Origin of the sequence: Roseateles asaccharophilus (assembly GCF_004362405.1) — a bacterium.
Taxonomy (GTDB): domain Bacteria; phylum Pseudomonadota; class Gammaproteobacteria; order Burkholderiales; family Burkholderiaceae_C; genus Kinneretia; species Kinneretia asaccharophila.
The window spans coordinates 154,390-177,521 of the sequence record NZ_SNXE01000002.1 but is presented as its reverse complement, the minus strand read 5'-3'; the positions used below and the strand labels follow the sequence as shown (position 1 = coordinate 177,521).

The 23,132-nt window shown below is 67.3% G+C and carries 15 protein-coding genes; 11 read left to right on the top strand and 4 right to left on the bottom strand.

All coding sequences use genetic code 11. The features are described from left to right. Positions 1 to 50 precede the first annotated feature (50 nt). From argA to hemH, 9 genes are all read left to right on the top strand, one after another. On the top strand, positions 51 to 1,391 hold the full coding sequence (gene argA, locus DFR39_RS05575; protein ID WP_133602563.1) for an amino-acid N-acetyltransferase: 1,341 nt from the start codon (positions 51 to 53) through the stop codon (positions 1,389 to 1,391). A 78-nt stretch (positions 1,392 to 1,469) separates the two neighbouring features. Continuing rightward, on the top strand, positions 1,470 to 1,742 hold the full coding sequence (locus DFR39_RS05570; RefSeq protein ID WP_133602562.1) for an oxidative damage protection protein: 273 nt from the start codon (positions 1,470 to 1,472) through the stop codon (positions 1,740 to 1,742). A gap of 192 nt (positions 1,743 to 1,934) precedes the next feature. Then, positions 1,935 to 2,981 carry a Fe(3+) ABC transporter substrate-binding protein gene (locus DFR39_RS05565; protein ID WP_211343810.1) on the top strand — a complete coding sequence of 349 codons (1,047 nt, stop codon included), beginning with the start codon at positions 1,935 to 1,937 and terminating at the stop codon, positions 2,979 to 2,981. Between the two features lie 198 nt (positions 2,982 to 3,179). Further along, the gene (locus tag DFR39_RS05560) at positions 3,180 to 3,479 is read left to right on the top strand and encodes an H-NS histone family protein (protein ID WP_133602561.1); all 300 of its coding nucleotides are present in this window, start codon (positions 3,180 to 3,182) and stop codon (positions 3,477 to 3,479) included. A gap of 216 nt (positions 3,480 to 3,695) precedes the next feature. Beyond that, entirely contained in the window at positions 3,696 to 5,918 is a 2,223-nt protein-coding gene (locus DFR39_RS05555) for a putative bifunctional diguanylate cyclase/phosphodiesterase (RefSeq protein WP_133602560.1), read from the top strand. Between the two features lie 10 nt (positions 5,919 to 5,928). Beyond that, positions 5,929 to 7,950, top strand: a complete 2,022-nt coding sequence (gene dnaG / locus DFR39_RS05550; protein WP_246030704.1) for a DNA primase — start codon at positions 5,929 to 5,931, stop codon at positions 7,948 to 7,950. Positions 7,951 to 8,280: 330 nt separating this feature from the next. After that, positions 8,281 to 10,497 carry an RNA polymerase sigma factor RpoD gene (gene rpoD, locus DFR39_RS05545; protein WP_133602558.1) on the top strand — a complete coding sequence of 739 codons (2,217 nt, stop codon included), beginning with the start codon at positions 8,281 to 8,283 and terminating at the stop codon, positions 10,495 to 10,497. A 166-nt stretch (positions 10,498 to 10,663) separates the two neighbouring features. Further along, positions 10,664 to 11,638, top strand: a complete 975-nt coding sequence (locus DFR39_RS05540; RefSeq protein WP_133602557.1) for an adenylate/guanylate cyclase domain-containing protein — start codon at positions 10,664 to 10,666, stop codon at positions 11,636 to 11,638. A 25-nt stretch (positions 11,639 to 11,663) separates the two neighbouring features. After that, a complete protein-coding gene (gene hemH / locus DFR39_RS05535) occupies positions 11,664 to 12,755 on the top strand; it encodes a ferrochelatase (RefSeq protein WP_133602556.1) in 1,092 nt (363 codons plus the stop codon). A gap of 21 nt (positions 12,756 to 12,776) precedes the next feature. Here hemH and DFR39_RS05530 read toward each other — a convergent pair whose 3' ends face one another. The 4 genes from DFR39_RS05530 to DFR39_RS05515 form a co-directional block, all read right to left on the bottom strand. Further along, positions 12,777 to 17,606, bottom strand: coding sequence for an NAD-glutamate dehydrogenase (locus DFR39_RS05530; RefSeq protein ID WP_133602555.1), 4,830 nt, complete (start codon positions 17,604 to 17,606; stop codon positions 12,777 to 12,779). A 164-nt stretch (positions 17,607 to 17,770) separates the two neighbouring features. Continuing rightward, entirely contained in the window at positions 17,771 to 19,258 is a 1,488-nt protein-coding gene (locus tag DFR39_RS05525; RefSeq protein WP_133602554.1) for a tripartite tricarboxylate transporter permease, read from the bottom strand. 63 nt (positions 19,259 to 19,321) lie between these two features. Continuing rightward, positions 19,322 to 19,840 (bottom strand): tripartite tricarboxylate transporter TctB family protein, encoded by a 519-nt coding sequence (locus DFR39_RS05520; RefSeq protein WP_133602553.1) that lies wholly within the window; start codon positions 19,838 to 19,840, stop codon positions 19,322 to 19,324. A gap of 127 nt (positions 19,841 to 19,967) precedes the next feature. Continuing rightward, positions 19,968 to 20,927, bottom strand: a complete 960-nt coding sequence (locus DFR39_RS05515) for a Bug family tripartite tricarboxylate transporter substrate binding protein (RefSeq protein ID WP_133602552.1) — start codon at positions 20,925 to 20,927, stop codon at positions 19,968 to 19,970. 104 nt (positions 20,928 to 21,031) lie between these two features. On the opposite strand from DFR39_RS05515, the gene DFR39_RS05510 reads away from it, so the two are divergent. Together DFR39_RS05510 and DFR39_RS05505 are read left to right on the top strand one after the other, a co-directional pair. Continuing rightward, entirely contained in the window at positions 21,032 to 21,718 is a 687-nt protein-coding gene (locus DFR39_RS05510) for a response regulator transcription factor (protein WP_133602551.1), read from the top strand. Continuing rightward, positions 21,715 to 23,130 (top strand): sensor histidine kinase, encoded by a 1,416-nt coding sequence (locus DFR39_RS05505; protein ID WP_133602550.1) that lies wholly within the window; start codon positions 21,715 to 21,717, stop codon positions 23,128 to 23,130. The genes DFR39_RS05510 and DFR39_RS05505 overlap by 4 nt, the downstream gene beginning before the upstream one ends. Positions 23,131 to 23,132: the final 2 nt, after the last annotated feature.

The window sequence follows — 23,132 nt, the reverse complement described above, 5'->3', positions numbered from 1 at the left end:
CAATCCCGCCCTGACCTTCAATCCCTGCCCCGCCCCGCTCCAGCACCGCGATGAGTCTTGTCTTTCCCCACACCTTTGTGCCCTGGTTTCGCTCGGTGGCGCCTTACATCCATGCCTACCGCGGCGAGACCTTTGTGGTGGGCATGCCGGGTGAGCTGGTGGCCGCGGGCAAGCTCAATGCCTTTGTGCAGGATCTGGCCATCCTGCACGCCATGGGCATCAAGATCGTGCTGGTCCACGGCTTCCGTCCCCAGGTGAACGAGCAGCTGATGGCCAAGGGCCAGCAGCCGCGCTTTCACCAGGGCGTGCGCATCACCGATGCCGTGGCCCTGGACTGCGCCCAGGAGGCCGCCGGCCAGCTGCGCTTCGAGATCGAGGCCGCCTTCTCCCAGGGTCTGCCCAACACCCCCATGGCGAACGCCACGGTGCGCGTGGTCTCGGGCAATTTCCTGACCGCGCGCCCGGTGGGCATCGTGGACGGGGTGGACTACCAGCACAGCGGCCTGGTACGCAAGGTGGACGCGGGCGCCATCCAGCGCGCCATCGACTCCGGCGCCATCGTGCTGCTCTCGCCCTTCGGCTTCTCGCCCACCGGCGAGGCCTTCAATCTGACCATGGAAGAGGTGGCCACCAGCGCGGCCATCGCGCTGCAGGCGGACAAGCTGCTCTTCATGACCGAGGTGCCTGGCGTGCGCGAGAAGCCCGAGGACCCGGAGAGCCCCATCGACACCGAGCTGGCCCTGGCCGACGCCCAGCGCCTGCTGGCCGGCCTGCCCAAGCCCACCCAGCCCACCGATGTGGCCTTTTACCTGCAGCACTGCGTCAAGGCCTGCCTGGCCGGCGTGGAGCGCTCCCACATCCTGCCCCTGGCGGTGGACGGCGCCCTGCTGCAAGAGGTCTACACCCACGACGGCATCGGCACCATGGTGGTGGACGAGAAGCTGGAGAGCCTGCGCGAGGCCACGCCCGACGATGTGGGCGGCATCGTGGCCCTGATCGAGCCCTTCGAGCGCGACGGCACCCTGGTCAAGCGCGACCGCAACGAAATCGAACGCGATATCGAGGCCTATACCGTGATCGAGCACGACGGCGTGATTTTCGGCTGCGCCGCGCTCTATCCCTATACCGAGGCCCGCACCGCCGAAATGGCCGCCCTCACCGTCTCGGCCGAGGTGCAAGGCCAGGGCGACGGCGACCGTATCCTCAAGCGCATCGAGCAACGCGCCAAATCCATGGGGCTGAGCACCATCTTCGTGCTCACCACCCGCACCATGCACTGGTTCATCAAACGCGGCTTCCGCCCGGTCGAGCCGGAATGGCTGCCGGAGGAGCGCAAGCGCAAATACAACTGGGACCGGCGCTCCCAGGTGCTGGTGAAGAAACTGAGCTGATTGAACATCGCGGCGAACGACACAAGGCCGATTGCGGCGCTCGCCACACTCCCCACCCCCCAACATACAGAGGTTGATATGGCACGCACCGTGCAATGCGCTTATCTCAAGAAGGAAGGCGAAGGCCTGGACTTTCCCGTCTACCCCGGCGATCTGGGCAAACGCATTTTCGACAATGTCAGCAAGGAAGCCTGGGCCCTGTGGCTCAAGCACCAGACCATGCTGGTCAATGAAAACCGTCTGAATCTGGCCGACCTGCGCGCCCGGCAATATCTGGCTCGCCAGATGGAGCAGTTTTTCTTTGGCGACGGTGCGGAGCAACCGGCGGGCTACGTGCCGCCCAGCGCCTGAACACCCAGACAACAGCGCACACCGCTCGCCCACGGGGCGGGGACCGGCCAATCAGGCCTCAGGTCCCCGCCCTTTTTGCTGCCCGTCAAAAACACAGCCAATTGCCAGGGTCGAATCACAGCCGCGAACAGGAATCGTTCTTGTTTGCTCTACACTTAAGCCACCTCATTGATTGATGGCTTTGGAGACCCTATGCGAATTTCCCGTCTCGTCAAATCCCTGTGCGCACTGGGCCTGCTGGCCGGCCTGGGCCACGGCGTCCAGGCCCAGGAACAGGTGCTCAACCTGTACTCGGCCCGCCACTACCAGACCGATGAAGCGCTCTACAGCAATTTCACCAAGGCCACCGGCATCCGCATCAATCGCGTGGACACCGATGATGCCGGCCTGATCGCCCGCCTCAAGAGCGAGGGTGCCTCCAGCCCGGCCGACGTGGTGCTGCTGGTGGATGCCGCCCGCCTCTGGCAGGCAGAGCGCGACGGGCTGTTCGCACCGGTGAAATCCGCCCTGCTGGAACAGCGCATCCCCGCCCATCTGCGCGCCAGCGATGAGGGCAAGGGCTCCGAGTGGTTCGGCTTCTCGACCCGCGCGCGCGTCGTGGTCTACAACAAGCTGAGCGTGAAGAAGGAGGACGTGGACACCTACGAAGAGCTGGCCGACCCCAAGAACAAGGGCAAGGTCTGCCTGCGCAGCGGCTCCCATCCCTACAACCTCTCGCTGTTTGGCGCCATGTACGAGCATCTGGGCGCTGAACGCACCGAAGCCTGGCTCAAGGGTGTCGTGGCCAATATGGCACGCGCCCCCAAGGGTGGCGACACCGACCAGATCAGGGCCGCGGCCAGCGGCGAATGCCAGATCGCCGTCACCAACAGCTACTACCTGGCGCGCATGATGCGCTCGGAAAAGCCGGAAGACCGGGCCGTGATCGAGCGCCTGGGCGTGGTGTTCCCCAACCAGCAGAGCTGGGGCACGCATATGAATATCGCTGGCGGCGCTGTGGCCAAGCACGCGAAGAACCGCGACAACGCGATCAAGTTTCTGGAGTACCTGAGCTCGCCCGAGGCGCAAATCTATTTTGCCAACGGCAATAACGAATGGCCGGTGGTGGCGGGTGTGCGGGCCCCCAATCCAGCCCTGGAATCCATGGGCAGCTTCAAGAGCGAAACCATCCCGGTTTCCGCCGTGGGCGCCAATCTGCCCAAGGTGCAGCAGTTGCTCGATCGGGTCGGATTCAAGTAATCCCTCCCCGTGCTGCGAGCCCGCTTTTGTGGCGGACTCGCATCAATATGGCAAGGGAGCGTGAGCAGCACATCGTTTGATATATTGCGTCATCGCCCCGGCCATGCGCATAATCCTCGCCAGGGAGTTTTCGAGGTCGCTGTCATAATTGCTTGCCAGCGACCAGGCATGAACCTGAACCAGTGAGGAATTGCAAAGATGGCAGCAACTCTCAAAGACCTTTTGGCCCAACGGGCAGCTCTGGACGAGCAAATCGCTCAAACCAAGGAACGCGAACACGCGGACGCCATTGCCAAGGTCAAGAGCCTGATGTCGGAATATGGCCTGACTGCCGCCGATCTGAGCAGCCGGCCCGCCAAGGCCGGCAAGACCTCCAAGGTGGCAGCCAAGTATCGCAACCAGGCCACCGGTGAAACCTGGAGCGGTCGCGGCCTGCAGCCCAAGTGGCTGAAGGCCGCCATTGCCAACGGCGCCAAACTGGAAGATTTCCACGTCTGAGCCCGCCAAGCCACCCAATCCCGGTGGCCTGTGAGTTCGCAAAAACCGCCCGGGCCCGGCCCGCGGCGGTTTTTTTATGCTCAAACACCTTGCCTGATTTGCCCCCCGACAAATGTCTGCGCGGGTTTGGGAGCCGCTCATCTGCGGGACCCGGGCCGGTCACAGCGCGCGCTGGCGGCGGCCGCCGCCAATAATGCGCGCTCTTGAACCCGCCCCATGTCCTTCTTCTCCTCAGCACGCGCCCACTACGCCCCCCCACACAGGCTGACGCGCCTGCGCTGGGGGCTGCGCCGTCTGCTGGGCCGCGGCGTCCGCTGGCCGGACGAGCTGGAGCTGGCCGAGCTGGGCGCCGCACGCTGGGACCTGCGGTGGGGCCAGGTTCAGGCCACGCCGCTGTGGCGAAGTCTGTGCGGAGCGCCAGAGCCCTTCGAGTCGCCCCAGGACTGGCTTGAGCGGCTGGCCCATCCGCTGGACCGCGCGCGCTTGCGGCCGGCCCTGGACCACCTCCTGAGCGGGCAGCCCGGTCGGGCAGGTGTCGAGGACTGGCATGAATCCCTGCGGCTGCAAGCCCCGGGCACCCAGGAATGGCGCTGGTTCTCGCTGAAGCTGCGTCTGTGGCGACGGGGCTCCGCCGGTCGCCCCCGCCATCTGCTGGCCCTGCTCAAGGACATCAGCTGGCGGCGGGTGGCCCAAGAACGGGAGCGCATGAGCATCACCCTGTTCGAACATGTGGGGCAAGGTCTGGCCGTGCTCGATATGGAGCAGAACGTGCTCGATGCCAACCCCGCCTACTGCAGCCTGATGCGAGCGGATCGCGAAGCCTTGCTGGGCGCCATGGCACAGCCGCTGCAACCGGGGGTTCTGCGCCGCGCGGGGCACGACCCGCTCCAGATCCGCGAGGGCTTGGCTCAGGGCCAGAGCTGGCAAGGGCATATCAGCCTGCAGCGCGAGGACGGCGAGCAGATCAGCCTGGCACTCAGCCTGGCGGGCATCCCCGAGCCCGAGGGGCCGCCGCGCTACCAGGTGCTGACCCTGCAAGACCAGACGCTGCAGGTTCAGCAGCAGCGCTTGCTGGACGCGCAGCAGAGCCGCGATGCCCTGACCGGCCTGCCCAATCTGGCCGAGTTCCGGCGCCGCCTTGCGCTGGCACTGGACGCCAGCCGCCGGGAAGGCTTTGCGCTGTGCGTGGTCTGGCTGGACCTGGATCGATTCCGACAGATCAATGAGCAGTACGGGCGCCTACTGGGAGACCGCCTGCTGCTGCAGGTCGGGCGGCGTCTGGACGGTGCGCTGCGCAGCGGCCGAGAATGGGCCGATGAGCTGGCCCATCTGGGTGGCGACGAGTTCGGCCTGCTGCTGCGCTGCAAAGACGCCGCGGAGGCCGAGTTGGCCCTGCAGCGCCTGCTGAACGTCTTGCGCGCCCCCTTCCCGCTCGCCGAGTTGCCGGAGCCTATGGACATCACGGCCAGCCTGGGCGCCACCCTGCATCCGCGCGACCAGTCGGACGCCGAGACCCTGCTGCGCCACGCCGCCCACGCGCTCTACCGCGTCAAGCGCTCGGGCCGCAATGCCTACCAGCTTTTCGACACCGAGAAACATGCTCGCAGCGACGCCCAGGCCCTGGCACTGGGCCGTATGCAGGAAGCCCTGGACGCCGGCGAGCTCTGCCTGTACTACCAGCCCAAGGTAGACATGCGAAGGGGGCTTGTGTTGGGCGTTGAGGCCTTGCTGCGCTGGCAGCACCCGGAAAAGGGTCTGCTCGGCCCGGCCCACTTCCTGCCGGTGCTGGAGCGCACCGGCCTGGGCGTGAGGGTGGGTGACTGGGTGATCGAGCAGGCACTCAAGCAATCCAGCTTGTGGCTGAGTCAAGGCCTGGCACTGCGGGTCAGCGTCAATGTGGCCGCCCGGCATCTGCAGGCGGACGACTTCACCCAGCGCCTGCAAGAGTTGCTCGCCCGCCATCCTGGCGTACCCCTGGCCCGGCATCTGATGCTGGAAGTGCTGGAATCGGCCGCACTGGCCGATATCGAGGCCACCCAGGTGCTGATACGCCGTTGCCGCGCCCTGGGCGTGAGTTTCGCGCTGGACGATTTCGGCACCGGCTACTCCACCCTGACCTACCTCAAGCGACTGCCGGTGGACGCACTCAAGATCGACCGATCCTTTATCCAGAACATGCTGATCGACGAACAGGACCACGCCTTGGTCAAGGGCGTGATCAGCCTGGCCAGGACCTTTGATTGCAGCGTGGTGGCCGAAGGCGTGGAAAGCGCCGCCCACGCCCGCGCCCTGATGGCGCTGGGCTGTGAGTTGGGCCAGGGCAATGGCATCGCACCCGCCATGCCTGCGGCCGAGCTGGCCGACTGGGTCGCCCGCTTCCAGGCCCATCCCGTGCTGGCTGGGCGGCAGGAAGCCGAGACGGGCCTCGCCATCCACTAGACTGCGGCCGGTGATCCCTCCTGGCTTTATCCAAGACCTGCTGGCCCGCGTCGACATCGTCGACGTGGTCGGTCGCCATGTCGAGCTCAAGAAAGCCGGCATCAACCACAAGGGCCTGTGCCCCTTCCACGGCGAGAAGACGCCCAGCTTCATCGTCAGCCCCACGCGCCAGACCTACCACTGCTTCGGCTGTGGCGTGCATGGCAATGCCATCGGCTTCCTGATGGAGCACACCGGCGCCGGCTTCATCGAGGCCGTGGAGGATCTGGCCCAGCAGGTGGGCATGCAGGTGCCGCAGGACGAGCGTTCCCCCGCCGAGCGCGAACGCGCCAAGGCCCAGAAGGCGCGCGAGGCCACGCTCACCGAGACCCTGGCCCGTGCCAGCGAGCATTACCGCCAGCAGCTCAAGAAGAGCCCGCGGGCCATCGACTACCTCAAACGCCGCGGTCTGACCGGCCAGATCGCCGCGCGCTTCGCCCTGGGTTATGCGCCCGAGGGTTGGCGCGGCCTGGCCAGCGCCTTCCCCAGCTATGACGATCCCCTGCTGGCCGAATCGGGCCTGGTCATCACCCAGGGCGAGGACGGCGCCGAGCAAAAACGCTACGACCGCTTCCGCGACCGGGTGATGTTCCCCATCCGCAATGTGCAGGGCGAGGTGATCGGCTTCGGCGGCCGGGTGCTGGACAAGGGCGAGCCCAAATACCTGAACTCGCCCGAGACCCCGGTCTTCCACAAGGGCCGCGAGCTCTACGGCCTCTACGAGGGCCGTACCGGCCTGCGCCAGCGCGGCTACGCCCTGGTGGTCGAGGGCTATATGGACGTGGTGGCCCTGGCCCAGCATGGCTTCGGCAATGCCGTGGCCACCCTGGGCACGGCCTGCACGGCCGAGCATGTGCAAAAGCTCTTTCGCTTCACCGAGTCGGTGGTCTTCAGCTTCGACGGCGACGCCGCCGGCCGCCGCGCCGCCGGCCGGGCCCTGGAAGCCGCCCTGCCCCACGCCAGCGACACGCGCAGCATCAAGTTCCTCTTCCTGCCGGCAGAGCACGATCCCGACTCCTATGTGCGCGAGCTGGGCGCCGAGGCCTTCGAGCGCTGCGTGGAGCAGGCCGTGCCGCTCTCGCGGCAGTTGGTGGAGGTCTCGTCGGAGGGCTGTGATCTGAGCAGTGCCGAGGGCCGTGCCCGTTTTCTGGCCAATGCCAAGCCGCTGTGGAACGCCCTGCCCGCGGGCCTGCTCAAGCGCCAGTTGCTGGGCGAGCTGGCGCGCCGCGCCCAGTTGCCGGACCAGGAGCTGATGGATTTGTGGCAGACCGGCAGCGCCGCCGCCCCCGCCGCCCGCGCGGGTGGCGCCCGCCGCGCCGCCGCCCCCGCCGGTGATGGCGGCTTCGATGGCCCGCCGGACTACGACATCCCGCACGGCGACATCCCCGCCTACGAGGAGGACTACGCCGCGGCCGTCGGCGAGGGCGCGCCCGCCACCGAGCCCGCCGCGCGCAAGCCCTGGAAGCCCAAGGGCGAGTGGAAACCCAAAGGGGAATGGAAGGGTGGCGCGGGCGGCAAGGGCGGCTGGAAGCGCCGCGGCGAGCCCGAGGACGAAACCCTGGGCCTGCCGCGCCGCCAGCCCCTGAGCCCGGCCGACCATGCCCTGCGCATGCTGCTGCTCAACAGCGCCTGGTGGGAGCGGCTCTCCGACCAGGACCATCAACTGCTGCATGAGCTGCCGCCGCCCCATGGCGAGCTCATCGCGTGGCTGGAGCGCCACCTCGTCAACCACGGCCCCAGCCCCTGGTCGGTGCTGGAAGCCGCCCTGGCCGAAGAAGGCCTGCTGGACAGCGCCCGCCCCCTCGTCAGCAGCGCGCACGGCCCCGAGGAGGCCCTGCTGGAAGAACTGCAACATGTGGTGCGGGGTCTGCGCATCGCCCAGCTCAAGAGCCAGTCCCAGGCCCTGGCGGCCAGCAACCCTCAAGGCCCGGACTTGGAGCGCTTCAGGGAGATCCTGGCCCGCATCCGCGAGCTGGAAGCCACGGGCAGCTAGCGCCGCCACGACACTTTTGACCTTTTCCTGCAAAATGTCGATAATTAAGGGTTTTCGCGCGCGTCAAGAGTGACGGCAGTGTTCTTCCGGTCCCGGCCACCCAGCGACACTGGGCACCCATATAGCGGGTATTGAGGCCAAATTTTCCGCGAGAGCTGCAATCTCAAACGTTCACGCCAGCTTGGCACGCGCCACGTCCGATCCACCGCGAAAGCGGTGCCGGACGGGACCGAGCCACCTGGGCCACGCTTCGCTTGAATGCGATGTACGGGGCCCCGGGTGGCTGCCGCATTGCCAAGCTCAGATCGAATCTCCACCGCAAGGACCTGCATGACTGCCAAGAAGACCGCGAAGGCTGCCCCCGCCGAGGCTGAAGAGACCAAGAAGCCCGCCGCCAAGGCAGCCAAGGCCACCAAGGCGCCCAAGGCCGCCGCCGCTGCCGGCACCGAGGACAAGCCCAAGCGCGGCCGCAAGCCCAAGGCCGAGACCACCAGCAAGAAGACCGCCAAGGCCAAGGTGGAAGAGGAAGAGGAAGACTTTTCCGACCTCGAAGCCGATCTGGAGGGCGAGGTTGAGGCCGAGGTCGAAACCAGCACCGAGGAAGTGGGCGAAGACAAGCCCAAGGCCAAGCCCCTGCGCATGAAGGTCAGCCGCGCCAAGGAGCGCGCGCTGATGCGTGAATTCGGCCTGGACGAGACCGCCCTGACCGAAGAGGAAGTCGCCAAGCGCCGTCAGGAGCTCAAGACCCTGATCAAGATGGGCAAGACCCGTGGTTTCCTGACGCATCAGGAAATCAACGACCACCTGCCCGAAAAGCTGGTCAGCGATGAAATCCTCGAGGCCATCATCTCCATGCTCAATGACATGGGGATCGCGGTCTACGAGCAGGCGCCTGACGCGGCCACCCTGCTGATCTCGGGCAACACCACCAGCACCGCCACCGAAGAGGAAGCCGAAGAAGCCGCCGAAGCCGCGCTGTCCACGGTGGACTCCGAGTTCGGCCGCACCACGGACCCGGTGCGCATGTATATGCGCGAGATGGGCACGGTGGAACTGCTGACCCGTGAAGGCGAAATCGAGATTGCCAAGCGCATCGAAGGTGGCCTGCAGGCCATGATGCTGGCCATCTCGGCCTCGCCCACCACCATCGCCCACATCCTGGAGATGGCCGAGAAGATCCGCGCCGGCGAGTCGCAGATCTCCGAGGTCGTGGACGGCTTCGTGGCCGAGGACGAGGCCGACGACTATGTGGCCGAAGAAGACTTCGACGAGTTCGACGAAGAGGACGACGACGACGGCAATGGCGGCTCCAAGGCCCTGACCAAGAAGCTGGAAGAGCTGAAGAACGCCGCCCTGGCCAAGTTCGACTCCCTGGCCACCAACTTCGACAAGATGCGCAAGGCCTTTGAGAAGGAAGGCTATCGCTCGGCCGCCTACGACAAGGCGCAGCACGCCATCAGCGCCGAGCTGATGACGATCCGCTTCACCGTCAAGACCATCGAGAAGCTGTGCGACATCCTGCGCTCGCAGGTGGACGATGTGCGCCGCTATGAGCGCGAGCTGCGCAAGATCGTGGTGGACAAGTGCGGCATGCAGCAGGAGCACTTCATCAAGACCTTCCCGCCCAATGCGCTGAACCTGCAGTGGGCCGAGAAGGAAGTGGCTGCCGGCAAGAACTACAGCGCCGTGCTGGGCCGCAATCTGCCGGCCGTGCAGGAGCTGCAGCAAAAGCTGATCGACATCCAGGCCCGCGCCGTCGTGCCGCTTGATGACCTCAAGGAGATCAACAAGCGCATGAACGAAGGCGAGAAGGCCTCGCGCGACGCCAAGAAGGAGATGATCGAGGCCAATCTGCGTCTGGTGATCTCGATCGCGAAGAAATACACCAACCGCGGCCTGCAGTTCCTGGACCTGATCCAGGAAGGCAATATCGGCCTGATGAAGGCGGTGGACAAGTTCGAGTACCGCCGCGGCTACAAGTTCTCGACCTACGCCACCTGGTGGATCCGTCAGGCCATCACGCGCTCGATCGCGGATCAGGCCCGCACCATCCGCATCCCGGTTCATATGATCGAGACGATCAACAAGATGAACCGCATCTCGCGCCAGCATCTGCAGGAGTTCGGCTATGAGCCGGATGCGCCGACCCTGGCCGAGAAGATGGAGATCCCCGAGGACAAGATCCGCAAGATCATGAAGATCGCCAAGGAGCCGATCTCCATGGAAACGCCGATCGGTGACGACGACGACAGCCACCTGGGCGACTTCATCGAGGACACCAACAACACCGCGCCGATCGAGGCCGCCATGCAGGCCGGCCTGCGCGATGTGGTGAAGGACATCCTCGACTCGCTGACCCCGCGCGAGGCCAAGGTGCTGCGCATGCGCTTCGGCATCGAGATGAGCACGGACCACACGCTGGAGGAAGTCGGCAAGCAGTTCGACGTCACCCGCGAGCGCATCCGCCAGATCGAGGCCAAGGCCATCCGCAAGCTCAAGCACCCGAGCCGCTCGGACAAGCTGCGCACGTATTTGGACAACCTCTAAACCGCACCCGCAAGCGCAGCACAGGCGCTCAAACGACACAGGCCGGCCATGCGCCGGCCTTTTTCATGCCTGTTCCGTGGGGCCGTTGCGCCGGCATGCCGTCAGCTGACACAAGGCCGGGCTACACTGAGACTTCCATCACGATTTCCAGCCTCCGCAAGCGCTCATGACAGACATCCGCGAACGCACCGTGCTCTTTGCCGATCTGCGCGGCAGCACGGGACTGTTCGAAACCCTGGGCAACGCCGAAGCCACCTCGGTGGTCACCCACACGGTAGGCTTGATCAGCAAGGCCGTCGATGAATGTGGAGGCAAGCTGGTCAAGACCTTGGGCGATGGCCTGATGGCCGTCTTCGAGGGCCCACGGGACGGCATCAAGTCCGCGACCCGCATGCACGAACTGCTGGAGCGCGTGGCAGCCCGCGGCAAGCAGCATGGCGCCTCGCCGGGTCTGCGTGCGCTGCGCATGCAGGTCGCCCTGGCGCGCGGCGAGGTGGTCGAGATGGGTGGCGACTGCTTTGGCGACGCCGTCAATGTGGCCGCCCGCCTGCTGGACCATGCCGGCGACAACGAAACCCTGATTACCGCCGAGGTCCTGGCTGGTCTGCCCAGCAATCTCAAGGCGCGCTTTCGCAGCCTGGACCTGATTGCGGTGCGCGGTCGGGCCGAGCCCGTTCATGTTCATGTGCTGGACAAGCCCAGCCAGGGTGATGTGGCCGCCACGCAGTTCGGGGAGGTGCGCCACGCGACCAGCGAGCCCGATGGCATACGGCTGATCTGGATGGATCTGGACCGGGTCTTCGACGTCGGTCATATGCCCATCGTGCTGGGACGCAGCGTGCAGGCCACCTACTGCATCACCGACGGCCGTGTCTCCCGCTCCCATGCGCGCATTGACTGGCATGGCGGCACCTTCTCCCTGACCGACCTCAGCTACAACGGGACCTTCGTTCGCTTCGGCGCCGCGGGCGAGATCCTGAGCCTGCGCCGCGGCAGCTGCACCCTGCACGGCAGCGGCGTCATCGGCCTGGGCGGCCCGCCGACCGATGCGCTGGCGCCCGCCGTGCGCTTCGAAGTCCTGCACTTTGCAGATACCGAACCGCTGGTCGGCGTGGACAGTGGTCTGACCCGACGCGGCTGAACGGCCCCTTCCCTCTCTCCTGCCCATGTCCTACCAAGCCGAAGCGCCCTACTCCCACGGCAGCCCTGCCCGCAGCGCCGTGCTGCTGTGCAATTTAGGTACCCCCGAAGCCCCCACGGCGCCCGCCCTGCGGCGCTATCTCGCCCAGTTCCTGAGCGACCCGCGCGTGGTGGAGATTCCCAAGCTGGTCTGGCAGCTGATCCTGCACGGCATCATCCTGCGCGTGCGCCCCGCCAAGTCGGCCGCCAAGTACGCCAGCGTCTGGCTGCCCGAGGGATCACCCTTGCAAGTCTGGACCGACAAACAGGCCAAGCTGCTGCAAGGCTATCTGGGCGAGCGCGGCCACCATCTGATCGTGCGCCACGCCATGCGCTACGGCCGGCCCGCCATTGCCGAGCAGCTCAAGGCCCTGCGCGCCGAGGGCGTGACCCGTGTGCTGGTGCTGCCGGCCTACCCGCAGTACTCCGGCGCCACCACGGCCAGCGTGGTGGACGAGGTGGCGCGCTGGGCCCTCAAGACCCGGCACCTGCCCGAGCTGCGCTTCATCAACCGTTACCACGACGACCCGGGCTATATCGCCGCTCTGGCCGACAGTGTGCGCGCTCATTGGGCCCGCAACGGCCAGCCTGAGCTGCTGGTGATGAGCTTCCACGGCATGCCAGAGCGCACCCTGCACCTCGGTGACCCCTATCACTGCGAGTGCCTGAAGACCGGGCGCCTGCTGGCCGAGGCCCTGGGCCTGCGCCGCGAGCAGTGGCTGGTCACCTTCCAGAGCCGCTTCGGCAAGGCCAAGTGGCTGGAGCCCTATACCGAACCCACCCTGCGCGCGCGCGCCAAGGCGGGCCTGAGGAAGGTGGACCTGATCTGCCCCGGTTTTGCGGCCGATTGCCTGGAGACGCTTGAGGAAATCGCCCAGGAGGCGCGCGAGGCCTTTCTGCACGAAGGCGGCAAAGAGTTCGGCTACATCCCCTGCCTGAACGACAGCCCGGCCGGCATGCGCATGCTGGCCGATCTGGCCGAACGCCATCTGCAGGGCTGGCCCACGCGCGAGCTGCCCGATGCCGCGCAGGCCAGCGCCCAGCGCCAAGCCGCCCTGGCGGCGGGCGCCACGCGCTAAGCCAGCGATTCGGCCCTGGCCTCAGGCCAGGGCACGCATTTCCCGCAGCAACACCGAGAGCATGGCCAGATCGATGCTGCGGGCCGTGCGCAGCTCGGCCTGCAGCTGCGCGCAGCGCTCCAGCACGCGCGCCTGAGACTGCTGCCAGGCCGACAGCCTGGCCTCCACGCCGGCCGCCGCAGCGCCGGCAGTGCTGCCGAGCACACGTCCGGTCACGGCCCGCTGGACGGCCGAGAGCTCGTCGAGCATGGCCCCCTTGGCCAACATCTGCCAATGCTGCGCGGCGGGCAAGGCCTGCACATGCTCCCGCACCAAGGGCAGGCCCAATCGCGCGCCCAGATCGAAGTAGAGCGCCGCCACCTGGGCCACGGGCTGCCCCGCGCTGTCGGCCACCTCGGCGATGTCCAGCGTGGCCGTCAGCGCACTGAGGCTGACCACCCGCGCCGCCAGCGCCTGCGGCACGCCTTGCTCGACGTAGCGCGCGGCGGCCTGGGCCAGGGCGGCGCCTTCCTGCTGCTCCAGCAGCTGGGGCAGCTGCCCGGCCAGGTCACCGACACAGGCACGGAAGCGTTCGATGGTGTGCCCCATCTCGTCGGACAGGCGGGCCGAGCGCAGGAACCAGGTGGTGCCCCGCTCCAGATGATGACTGAGTTCGATCAGCATGGCGCCCTGCACCTCATCCTCGATTTGGCCCTCCAGGGCTTCAATATCCACCCAGAGTTGGACGAGCCCGAAGACCTCACGTGCCAGCAGATAGGCCCGCACCACCTCGTGAGGCCGCGCGCCAATGGACTCGCACACCCGGTAGACGAAGCTGGGGCCCACCCGGTTGAGCATGCTGTTGATCACATGGGTGGCGATGATCTCGCGGCGCAGCGGATGCCTGGGCATATAGCTGCTGAAGCGCTCTGCCAGCGTTTGCGGGAAGTAGCGTGTCAGGGCAGTCGCCACCCAAGGGTCATCCGGCAGGGGCGAGGCCAGCAACTCGTCGTACAGCCACATCTTGCTGTAGGCCAGCAGCACCGCCAGTTCGGGGCTGCACAGCCCCTGCCCGGCCGCGCGGCGCTCGGCCAGCTCCTGGTCGGACGGCAGATACTCCAAGGGCCTGTCCAAGCGTGCGGCCTTCTCCAGAAACTGCATGAAGCGGGTCTGCGCATCCAGCAGCTGCGGCGCGATGCGCCGGCACAGGGAAAGGATCTGGGTCTGGAAGACGTTGTCGCGCAGCACCAGGGCCGCCACCTCGTCCGTCATCAGCGGCAGCAAGGCGTTGCGCTGTTTCTCGGTCAGCTCACCCTCGCCCAGGGGCAGGCCCAGCAAGATCTTGATATTGACCTCATGGTCCGAGGTGTCCACGCCGGCGGAGTTGTCGATGGCATCGGTATTGATGCGCCCACCTTGCATGGCGTATTCGATGCGGCCGCGCTGGGTGCTGCCCAGATTGCCCCCCTCGGCGAAGACCTTGCAGCGCAGATCGCGGCCGTCCACCCGCAGGCCATCGTTGGCCCGGTCCCCAACCTGGGCATGGCTCTCGCTGCTGGCCTTGATATAGGTGCCGATGCCGCCGTTGTAGATCAGGTCGACCGGCGCCTTGAGCAGGGCGTGGATCAGCTCGGTGGGCGGCAGGGCCTCCACCTCGGGCGCCAGACCCGCCAGCAGGCGCAGCTCGGCCGAGATGGGGATGGACTTGGCGCTGCGCGGCCAGACGCCGCCGCCGCTGGAGATCAGGCTGCCGTCGTAATCGGCCCAGCTGCTGCGCGGCAGCTTGAACAAGCGCTCGCGCTCCTGGTAGCTGCGCTCGGCATCGGGACTGGGGTCGATGAAGATATGGCGGTGATCAAAGGCCGCCACCAGGCGGATATGGCGCGACAGCAGCATGCCGTTGCCAAACACATCACCGGACATATCGCCGATGCCGACCACGCTGAAGTCCTGCGTCTGCGTGTCATGGCCCATCTCGCGGAAGTGCCGCTTGACCGACTCCCAGGCGCCGCGCGCGGTGATGCCCATGAGCTTGTGGTCGTAGCCGCGCGAGCCCCCGCTGGCAAAGGCGTCACCCAGCCAGAAGCCGTACTCGGCGCTGATGGCATTCGCATAGTCGCTGAAGCTGGCCGTGCCCTTGTCGGCCGCCACCACCAGATAGGGGTCGTCGCCATCGTGGCGGCGCAGCTGGGGCGGCGGCACGATCACATCGCCCTGGCGGTTGTCGGTCAGATCCAGCAGGCCGCGCAGATAATTCTGGTAGCAGGCCACGCCCTCGGCCAGATAGGCCTCACGGTCCGCGGGCGACGGTGCCCGCTTGAGCACAAAGCCGCCCTTGCTGCCCACCGGCACGATGACCGTGTTCTTGACCATCTGCGCCTTGACCAGGCCCAGCACCTCGGTGCGGAAGTCCTCGGGCCGGTCGCTCCAGCGCAGGCCGCCGCGGGCCACCGGGCCGCCGCGCAGATGCACGCCCTCAAACCGCGGGGCGTAGACAAAGATCTCGGCCCAGGGCCGGGGAGCCGGCAGACCCGGCACCCGGGCGCAGGCGAACTTGAAGGACAGGAATTCGCGCGGCGCGCCGTCGGGGCCGCGGCGGAAGAAATTGGTTCGCAGCGTGGCCTGGATCAGGGCCAGGTATTGCCGCAACACGCGATCTTCGGAGAGATTGGACACCTCATCCAGCGCACGCTCGATGCCTTCGATGAGCTGCTGGGCCTGGGCATCCTCGGCGGCGCCCCCCCCGGGTGCAAAACGCAGCTTGAACAGGGCCACCAGCTGGCGGGCAATGCCGGCGTGCTGGACCAGGGTCGCCTCCACAAAAGGCTGGGACAGGGCAAAGCCGATCTGGCGCAGATAGCGCGCATAAGCCCGCAGCAGCACGATATCGCGTGCCGGCAGCAGGGCCGCCACGGTCAGGCGATTGAAGTTGTCCACCTCCACCGCGCCATCCAGCAAGGCGGCCACGGCCTCCTCGAAGACGGGCTTGAGCGCTTCCACATCCACCTCGTCGGGCGACGCCGCCAGCACCAAGCCGAAATCGTGGATCCACAGCGGCGGCTCACCCGCCGGCGTGATGCGATAGGGGTGCTCGTCCAGCAGACGCACGCCCAGGCACTCCAGCATCGGCAGGCTGTCCGACAGCGCCAGCGGCTCGCCGCGTCGTATCAGCTTGAAGCGCAGCTGCCCCGGCGCCGCCTCCAGCGGGCGATAGAGCGAGAGCGCATAGGGCCGCTGCTGATCCAGGGCCGCCATGGCTTCGATATCGGGTACAGCGGCACGGGCCTCGAACTCCTCGCGGTAACCGGCCGGGAAGGCCTCGCTGAAGCGCCGCAGCAAGGCGATGCCGCGGGCCTCGCCCACGGCGTCGATCAGCGCCGTCTTGAGCGCATCCACCCAGCGTCTGGCGGCGGCGATCAGCCGGGCCTCCAGTTCTCGCACATCGAAAGGCGGGATGCCGCCCGGCGTGGTGCGCACCGTGATGTGGATGCGGGCCAGCACCGAATCGGAGAGGCTGACGTTGAACTCGCTCGCGCTGCCCTGCAGCACCTGCATCAGGATGGCCTGCCAGCGCTGCCGCAGCTCGGTCGTGTAGTTCTCCCGCGGCGCGTAGATCAGGCAGGAGACAAAGCGCTCGAAGGGGTCCTGCCGCAGGAAGAGGCGAAAGCGCTGCCGCTCGCCCAGCTGCAGGATGCCCATGGCGATTTGCAGCAGTTCGGGAGCCTCGATCTGGAACAGCTCGTCGCGCGGATAGGTGTCGAGGATATTGATCAGGGCCTTGCCCGCGTGGCTGCCGGAGGCCAGCCCCGCGCGGCGTACCACCTCGGCCACCCGATGGCGCAGCAAGGGGATCTCGGACGGGCTGGTGTTGTAAGCCGTGGAGGTGAACAGGCCCAGAAACCGGTGCTCACCGCAAACCTGCCCGTCGGCGTCGTACTGCTTGATCGCCACATAGTCCAGATAGCCGGGCCGGTGGACCGTGCTGCGGGCCGTGGACTTGGTCACCTCCAGCGGTTGGGGACGGCGCGCCTGGGCGCGCAGCTGCGGCGTCATGGCGGCAAAACTGGCCACCGCATCCAAGGCCTGCGGGTCGCGCAGAATCCCCAGGCCCGAGCCCGCCTCCACCTCCAGGCGGTCCTCGCCAGATTCCTGCACGATGCGGTGGGCGCGGTAGCCCAGGAAGGTGAAGTGGTTGTCGCTGAGCCAGCGCAGAAAGGCTGACGCCTCTTCCAGTTCGGCCGGCGGCACGGGGGCTTTCACGGCCGGCAGCTGCTGGGTGAGCGCCAGCATGCGCTGCTGCATGGCCTGCCAGTCGCCCACCGCCGAACGCACATCGCCCAGCACCCGCAGCAGATCGGCCGCCAGGGCTTCCTGCTGAGCGGGCTCGGGCACGCGATCGACCTCCACATGGATGAAAGACTCGCGCCGGCCATCGGCCTCGTCCAGCGAGTCCAGCGTGCCATCGGGGCCGCGCCGCACACCCACCAAGGGATGAACCAGCAGGTGCAGGGTCAGGCCGTGACGGTTGACCTCCATGGAGACCGAGTCGACCAGAAACGGCATATCGTCGTTGACGATCTCGATCACGGTATGCGTGGTCTGCCAGCCATGTTCGGCCAGGCTGGGATTGAAGACCCGCAGCTTGATCTGACCGGGCTCGCGCCGGCGCGCAAACTGCCAGTGCGCCAGAGCCGCGCCATAGAGATCGCTGGCTTGGCGCGCCGCCAGATCGTCGGGATCGACCTGGGCAAAGTAGCGCGCCACAAACGCACTCATGGTCTCGTGCTGCTCGCTGGGCAAGCGGGATCGCAGCAAGGCCAGAATGGGTTCCAAGGATTCGGACACTGCGGGGCTGGCACTCGTGATGGGCATCGCGCGCTCCTGGGCTCGGTGAACCAGCCCCTAGCATGCCTCAGGCGCGCGCCTTCGTGGTGCAAATCTGCATCAAGACCCGACCCCCAAGCGGGCCGCCCGCCGCCAAAGCAACAAGGCCGCCCGAGGGCGGCCTTGTGGGAGAGGGCGGTCTGCTCCGGTGCTCAGGCCCGGCGGCGCCACTTCAGCACGCGGGGCAGCACCAGAATCAGGGCCACCACCACGAGCAAGCCCAGGGAGATGGGACGCTCCCAGAACACGCTCCACTGACCGCCGCCGATGGCCACCGCATTGCGCATATGGGCCTCGGCCAGGGGGCCCAGGATCATGCCCACCACCACGGGCGCGGTGGGGAAGTCGAAGCGCCGCATCACCACCCCCAGCAGACCGATGGCCAGCATCAGGTAGAGATCGAAGGCGCTTTGACGCATGCCGTACACGCCGACGGTGGCGAAGATCAGGATGCCCGCATACAGCGGCGCCTTGGGGATCTTGAGCAGCTTGACCCACAGGCCCACCAGAGGCAGGTTCAGCACCAGCAGCATCACATTGCCGATATAGAGCGAGGCAATCAGGGCCCAGACCAGGGTCGACGAGGTCTGGAACAGCTGGGGACCGGCCTGGATGCCGTAGTTCTGCAGGGCCGAGAGCAGGATGGCGGCCGTGACCGAGGTGGGAATGCCCAGGGTCAGCAGGGGCACAAGGGTCGCGGTGACCGCGGAGTTGTTGGCGGCCTCGGGGCCGGCCACGCCCTCGATGGCGCCGGTGGTGCCGAACTCCTCCTTGTGCTTGGAGAGCTTGCGCTCCGTGGCATAGCTCAGAAAGGTCGGGATCTCCGAGCCGCCGGCGGGAATGGTGCCGAAGGGAAAACCGATGACCGTGCCACGCAGCCAGGCTGGCACCGAGCGGCGCCACTCGACGCGGTTCATGTGCACCCGCGACATCTTGTTGAGATCCTGCCGGCTGCGCCCCTCGTACAGCGCGTTGTAAAGCACCTCGCCCACCGCGAACAGACCCACGGCCACCAGCACCACCTCGATGCCATCCATGAACTCCGGGATGCCGGCGGTATAGCGCACCGTGGCCGTGATCTGGTCCATGCCCACTAGGCCCATGGCCAGGCCCACGAAGAGCGAGGTCATGCCGCGCAGCGTGCTCTGCCCCAGCACGGCGCTGACCGTGGTGAAGGCCAGCAGCATCAGGCAGAAATACTCCGGCGGGCCCAGGGTCACGGCAAAGTCGGCCAGCACGGGCGCAAACAGGGTCACCAGCACGGTGGCGATGGAGCCCGCGACAAAGGAGCCGATGGCGGCCGTGGCCAGGGCTGCGCCGGCACGGCCGCTCTTGGCCATCTTGAAGCCCTCCAGCGCCGTCACCATGGTGCCGGTCTCACCGGGGGTGTTGAGCAGGATGGAGGTGGTGGAGCCCCCATACATCGCGCCGTAGTAGATGCCGGCGAAAAAGATCATGGAGGCCGTGGGCTCCACCTGGGAGGTGATGGGCAGCAACATGGCCACCGTCACGGCCGGGCCCAGGCCCGGCAGCACGCCGATGGCCGTGCCCAGCGCGCAGCCGACAAAGGCCCAAAGCAGGTTGATGGGCGTGCCGGCGGTGGCGAATCCGCCGAGCAGCTGTGTCCAGAGTTCAGTCATGAGAGGGCTCCGTGCCGCGATCGCGGCGGGCTGGGGGCAAGGCTGGGTCGAATCGGGCCGGAATCAGATCCAGCCCCCCGGTACCAGAGCGGGCAGATTGATGGCCAGCAGCTTGCTGAACAGCCAGAAGACCGGCGCCGCGATCAAGGTGCCGGTGGCCGCGTCCAGCGCCAGCTGACGCGCACCGCCACCCGCACGCCCCTCGGACAGGCGCAGCCCGCGCACCGCCAGCACGTAGCACAGCGTGCAGGACAGCACGAAGCCAATCTGCGTGATCAGGGCCGCATTGGCCACCACACCGGCCACCACCCAGGCGGCAGAGCGCCAGTCGGCGCCCTCGGCGCCAGACGGCGTTTCCATGTTCCGGAAACCGCCGGACAGGGCCTCGCGCACCAGCCAGATGCCGCAGGCCATCAGGGCCGCCGCCACCAGCCAGGGCAAGGCATTGGGACCCACGCCCGCATAGCCCACTTCCGCAGGAATGGCCATGGCACCCAGTGCCATCACAAAGCCGATCAGCAGGGTGCCCGCGCCCACCAGGCCTTGGTAGAGCTGCGGGGCAGGACGGGAGGACTCGCTCATGGGCGTCTCCGGATTCGATGTGTATCTGTGTGAGGAAGCTGCCCAAACTCAGAGGCCCGCCACGCGGGCGGGCCTCGGGGTCTCAGGCACAAGTCGGGCGGCGGAGCGAGCCCCCACCCGATGACGCTCAGATCATGCCGGCCTTGACCATCACGGCACGCAGCATGGCAAATTCCTGATCCACGAAGTCGTGGAAGGCCTTGCCCGTCAGCAGGGCCGGGGTCCAGCCGTTCTTCTCCAGCGCATCCACCCAGCTCTTGTTGCGGAACACGGCGGTGATCATGTCCACCAGGGCCTTCTGGGCCTCCGGGGCAATGCCGGGGGCGGCGTAGACACCGCGCCAGTTGCCGATCTCCACGTTGTAGCCCAGCTCCTTGAGCGTGGGGATGTTCAGGCCCTTCAGACGCGTGGGCGAGGTCACGGCGATGGGACGCATCTTGCCGCTCTCGATGTACTGCTGGAACTCGCTGTAGCCGCTGCCGCCCACGGTCACATTGCCGCCCAGAATGGCCGCGGTCGCCTCGCCACCCCCGCGGAAGGGCACGTAGTTGATCTTGGACGCATCCAGGCCCGCTTCGCGCGCCAGCATGGCCGCGGCAATGTGCTCGGTGGAGCCGCGCGAGCCGCCGCCCCACTTGACGCTGGCCGGGTCCTTCTTCATCTGCTCGATCACGTCCTTCATGGTCTTGAGCGGCGAACTGGCCGGCAGCACGAAGACGTTGTATTCGCTGGTCAGGCGCGCAATCGGGGTGGCGGTCTTCAGGTCCACCGGCGGCTTGCCGGTGATGATGCCGCCCAGCATCACGGCGCCCATCACCATCAGGGCATTCGGGTCGCCCTTGCTGGCGTTGACGAATTGGGCCAGGCCGATGGCGCCGGCCGCACCGCCCTTGTTTTCGTAGGTGACGGAGGCGGCCAGACCGGCGTCCTGCAGGGCCTTGCCCAGGGCACGGCCCGTGGTGTCCCAGCCACCGCCGGGGTTGGCCGGAATCATCATCTTCAGATTGGCCGCAGCCTGGGCGCTCAGGGGCAGAGCACCAACCGCGGCCAAGGCGGCCAGGGATTTCAGGAATTCGTCACGACGCATGGCAGATGTCTCCGTTGTAGTAATGGGAACAGCCGGCATCCTCGCGCAGCAGGCTGTCAGTCGGCTGTCCGGCGGGCCTAGGGAAAATGCTAGGCTCCCGCCCCATGAATCTGCTTCTGGTGGAAGACGACCCCGCAATGCGGCTGAGCCTCACGCGCAGCCTGGAGCGTCGCGGCCTGCGGGTGCAGGCCGTGGCCGACGGGCCGGCCGCCCTGGACCTGTGGCCCAAGAGTCAGGCGGACGTGGTGCTGCTGGACCTCTCCCTGCCCGGCATGGATGGCCTGGATGTGCTGGCGCGCGGCCGCGCCGCCGGCCTGCGCACGCCGGTGCTGATCCTGACGGCACGGGGTACCGTGGGCGACCGCATCCTGGGCCTGAATGTGGGTGCCGACGACTATCTGCCGAAGCCCTTCGATTTGGACGAGCTGTTTGCGCGCATCCAGGCCCTGGGCCGGCGCGCCGGAACCAAGCCCCCTTCCGCGGCGCCCGCAACGCCCGCACCGAGCTTCTGCGGCATGCGCCACGACCCCGACAGCGGCGCGGTCTACCACGAAGACGAGGTGCTGGAGTTGACGCCGCGCGAAGCCGCCCTGCTGCGCGCCCTGCTGGCCCGCCCCGGCCATGCCATCGCCAAGGAGCGCCTGTTCGAGCTCGTCTTTGCCGGCGAGCTGGACGTGCAGTTGGAGGCCATCGAGGTGGTGGCCTACCGCCTGCGCAAGCGCATCGCCCACACCGGAGCCCAGCTGGTGACGCTGCGCGGCCTGGGCTATCTGCTGAAGGCCCAGGGGTGAAGCGGCGCTCCGGCTCGCTGCGCTGGCAGCTGACCCTGGGCATCCTGCTGCCCGTGACCTTGCTGATCGCCTTCAACACCTGGAGTCTTTACCAGCAGGCCCTCAAAGCTGCAGACACCGCCTACGACCGCACCCTGCTGGCCTCGGCCAAGTCCATCGGCGAGCAGCTCGATGTTCGCAATGAAGGCGGTCGTGCGGTCCTGTACTCCACGGTGCTGTACTCGGCCCTGGAGCCCTTCGAGGCCGACAACCGCAGCCGCATCTTCTACAAGGTCAGCGGCTTCGAGGGCGAGATGGTGTCGGGTTTCGCCGACCTGCCCGGCTGGCAGGGCCAGCTGCCGGTCAAGAATCCCTATGCGGCCCTGGTGACCTTCTACGACGAGGTGTACAAGGGCGAGCCCGTGCGCATGGCCGTACTGCTGCAACCCGTGGCCGACGAGGCCGGCCAGGGCATGGCCACCATCCAGGTGGCCGAGACCCTGGAGCTGCGCCACACCCTGGCACGCCAGATCCTGGTCGAAACGCTGTGGCGCCAGGTCGGCCTGGTGATCGTGATCGTGATCGTGGTGGTGGTGGTGGTGCAGCGCGCCACCGGGCCGGTGCGGCGGCTCTCGGCCCAGCTGCGCGAGCGCGCCGAGGGCGATCTGTCGCCCGTGGTGGCGCCGGACGCCCCCAGGGAATGGCAGCCCCTGGTCGAGGCGACCAATCAGATGGTGGGCCGGTTGTCCGAGCTGCTCGAGCATCAGAAGCGCTTTGTGCGCGATGCCTCGCACCAGCTCAAGACGCCGCTGGCGGTTCTCAAGGTCCAGGTGCAGGGCGCCCGCCAGGGCGATGTGGACCCTATGCAGGCCCTGGCCGAAATTGAGGTGACGGTGTCCCGCGCCACCCAGGTGGCCAACCAGATGCTGGCCCTGGCCAAGGTGGAACAGCTGCGCCAGCAGGCCGATGTCAGTGCGGCGCAGGTCCTGCCCGTGCAGGACTGGGCCGAGATCACCCGCGCCGTGGCCCTGGATCTGGCCCCCCTGATCGCCGAGGCCCAACTGGACTTCGACATCGAGACCCAGAGTGCGCCCATACGCAGCCACGAATGGGCTCTGCGCGAGCTGACCCGCAACCTCATCCACAACGCCATCCAGCACACCGACCAGCGCCTGCGCATCTGGCTGCGGGCCGACACCCAGATGGCTGTGCTCACCGTGCGCGACTCCGGCCCCGGGCTCACGCCCGAACAGCGCGATCGCCTCTTCCTGCCCTTTGCCGCGGGCCAGCCGGGCGGTGGCTCGGGCCTGGGCCTGGCCATCTGCCACGGCATCGTGGCGTCCCTGGGGGGCAGCATCGAGCTGGACAACCATGGCGAGGGCCCGGGGCTGGACGCGCGGGTGCGCCTGCCCCTGGCGCGCCACGCGGCCTAGAA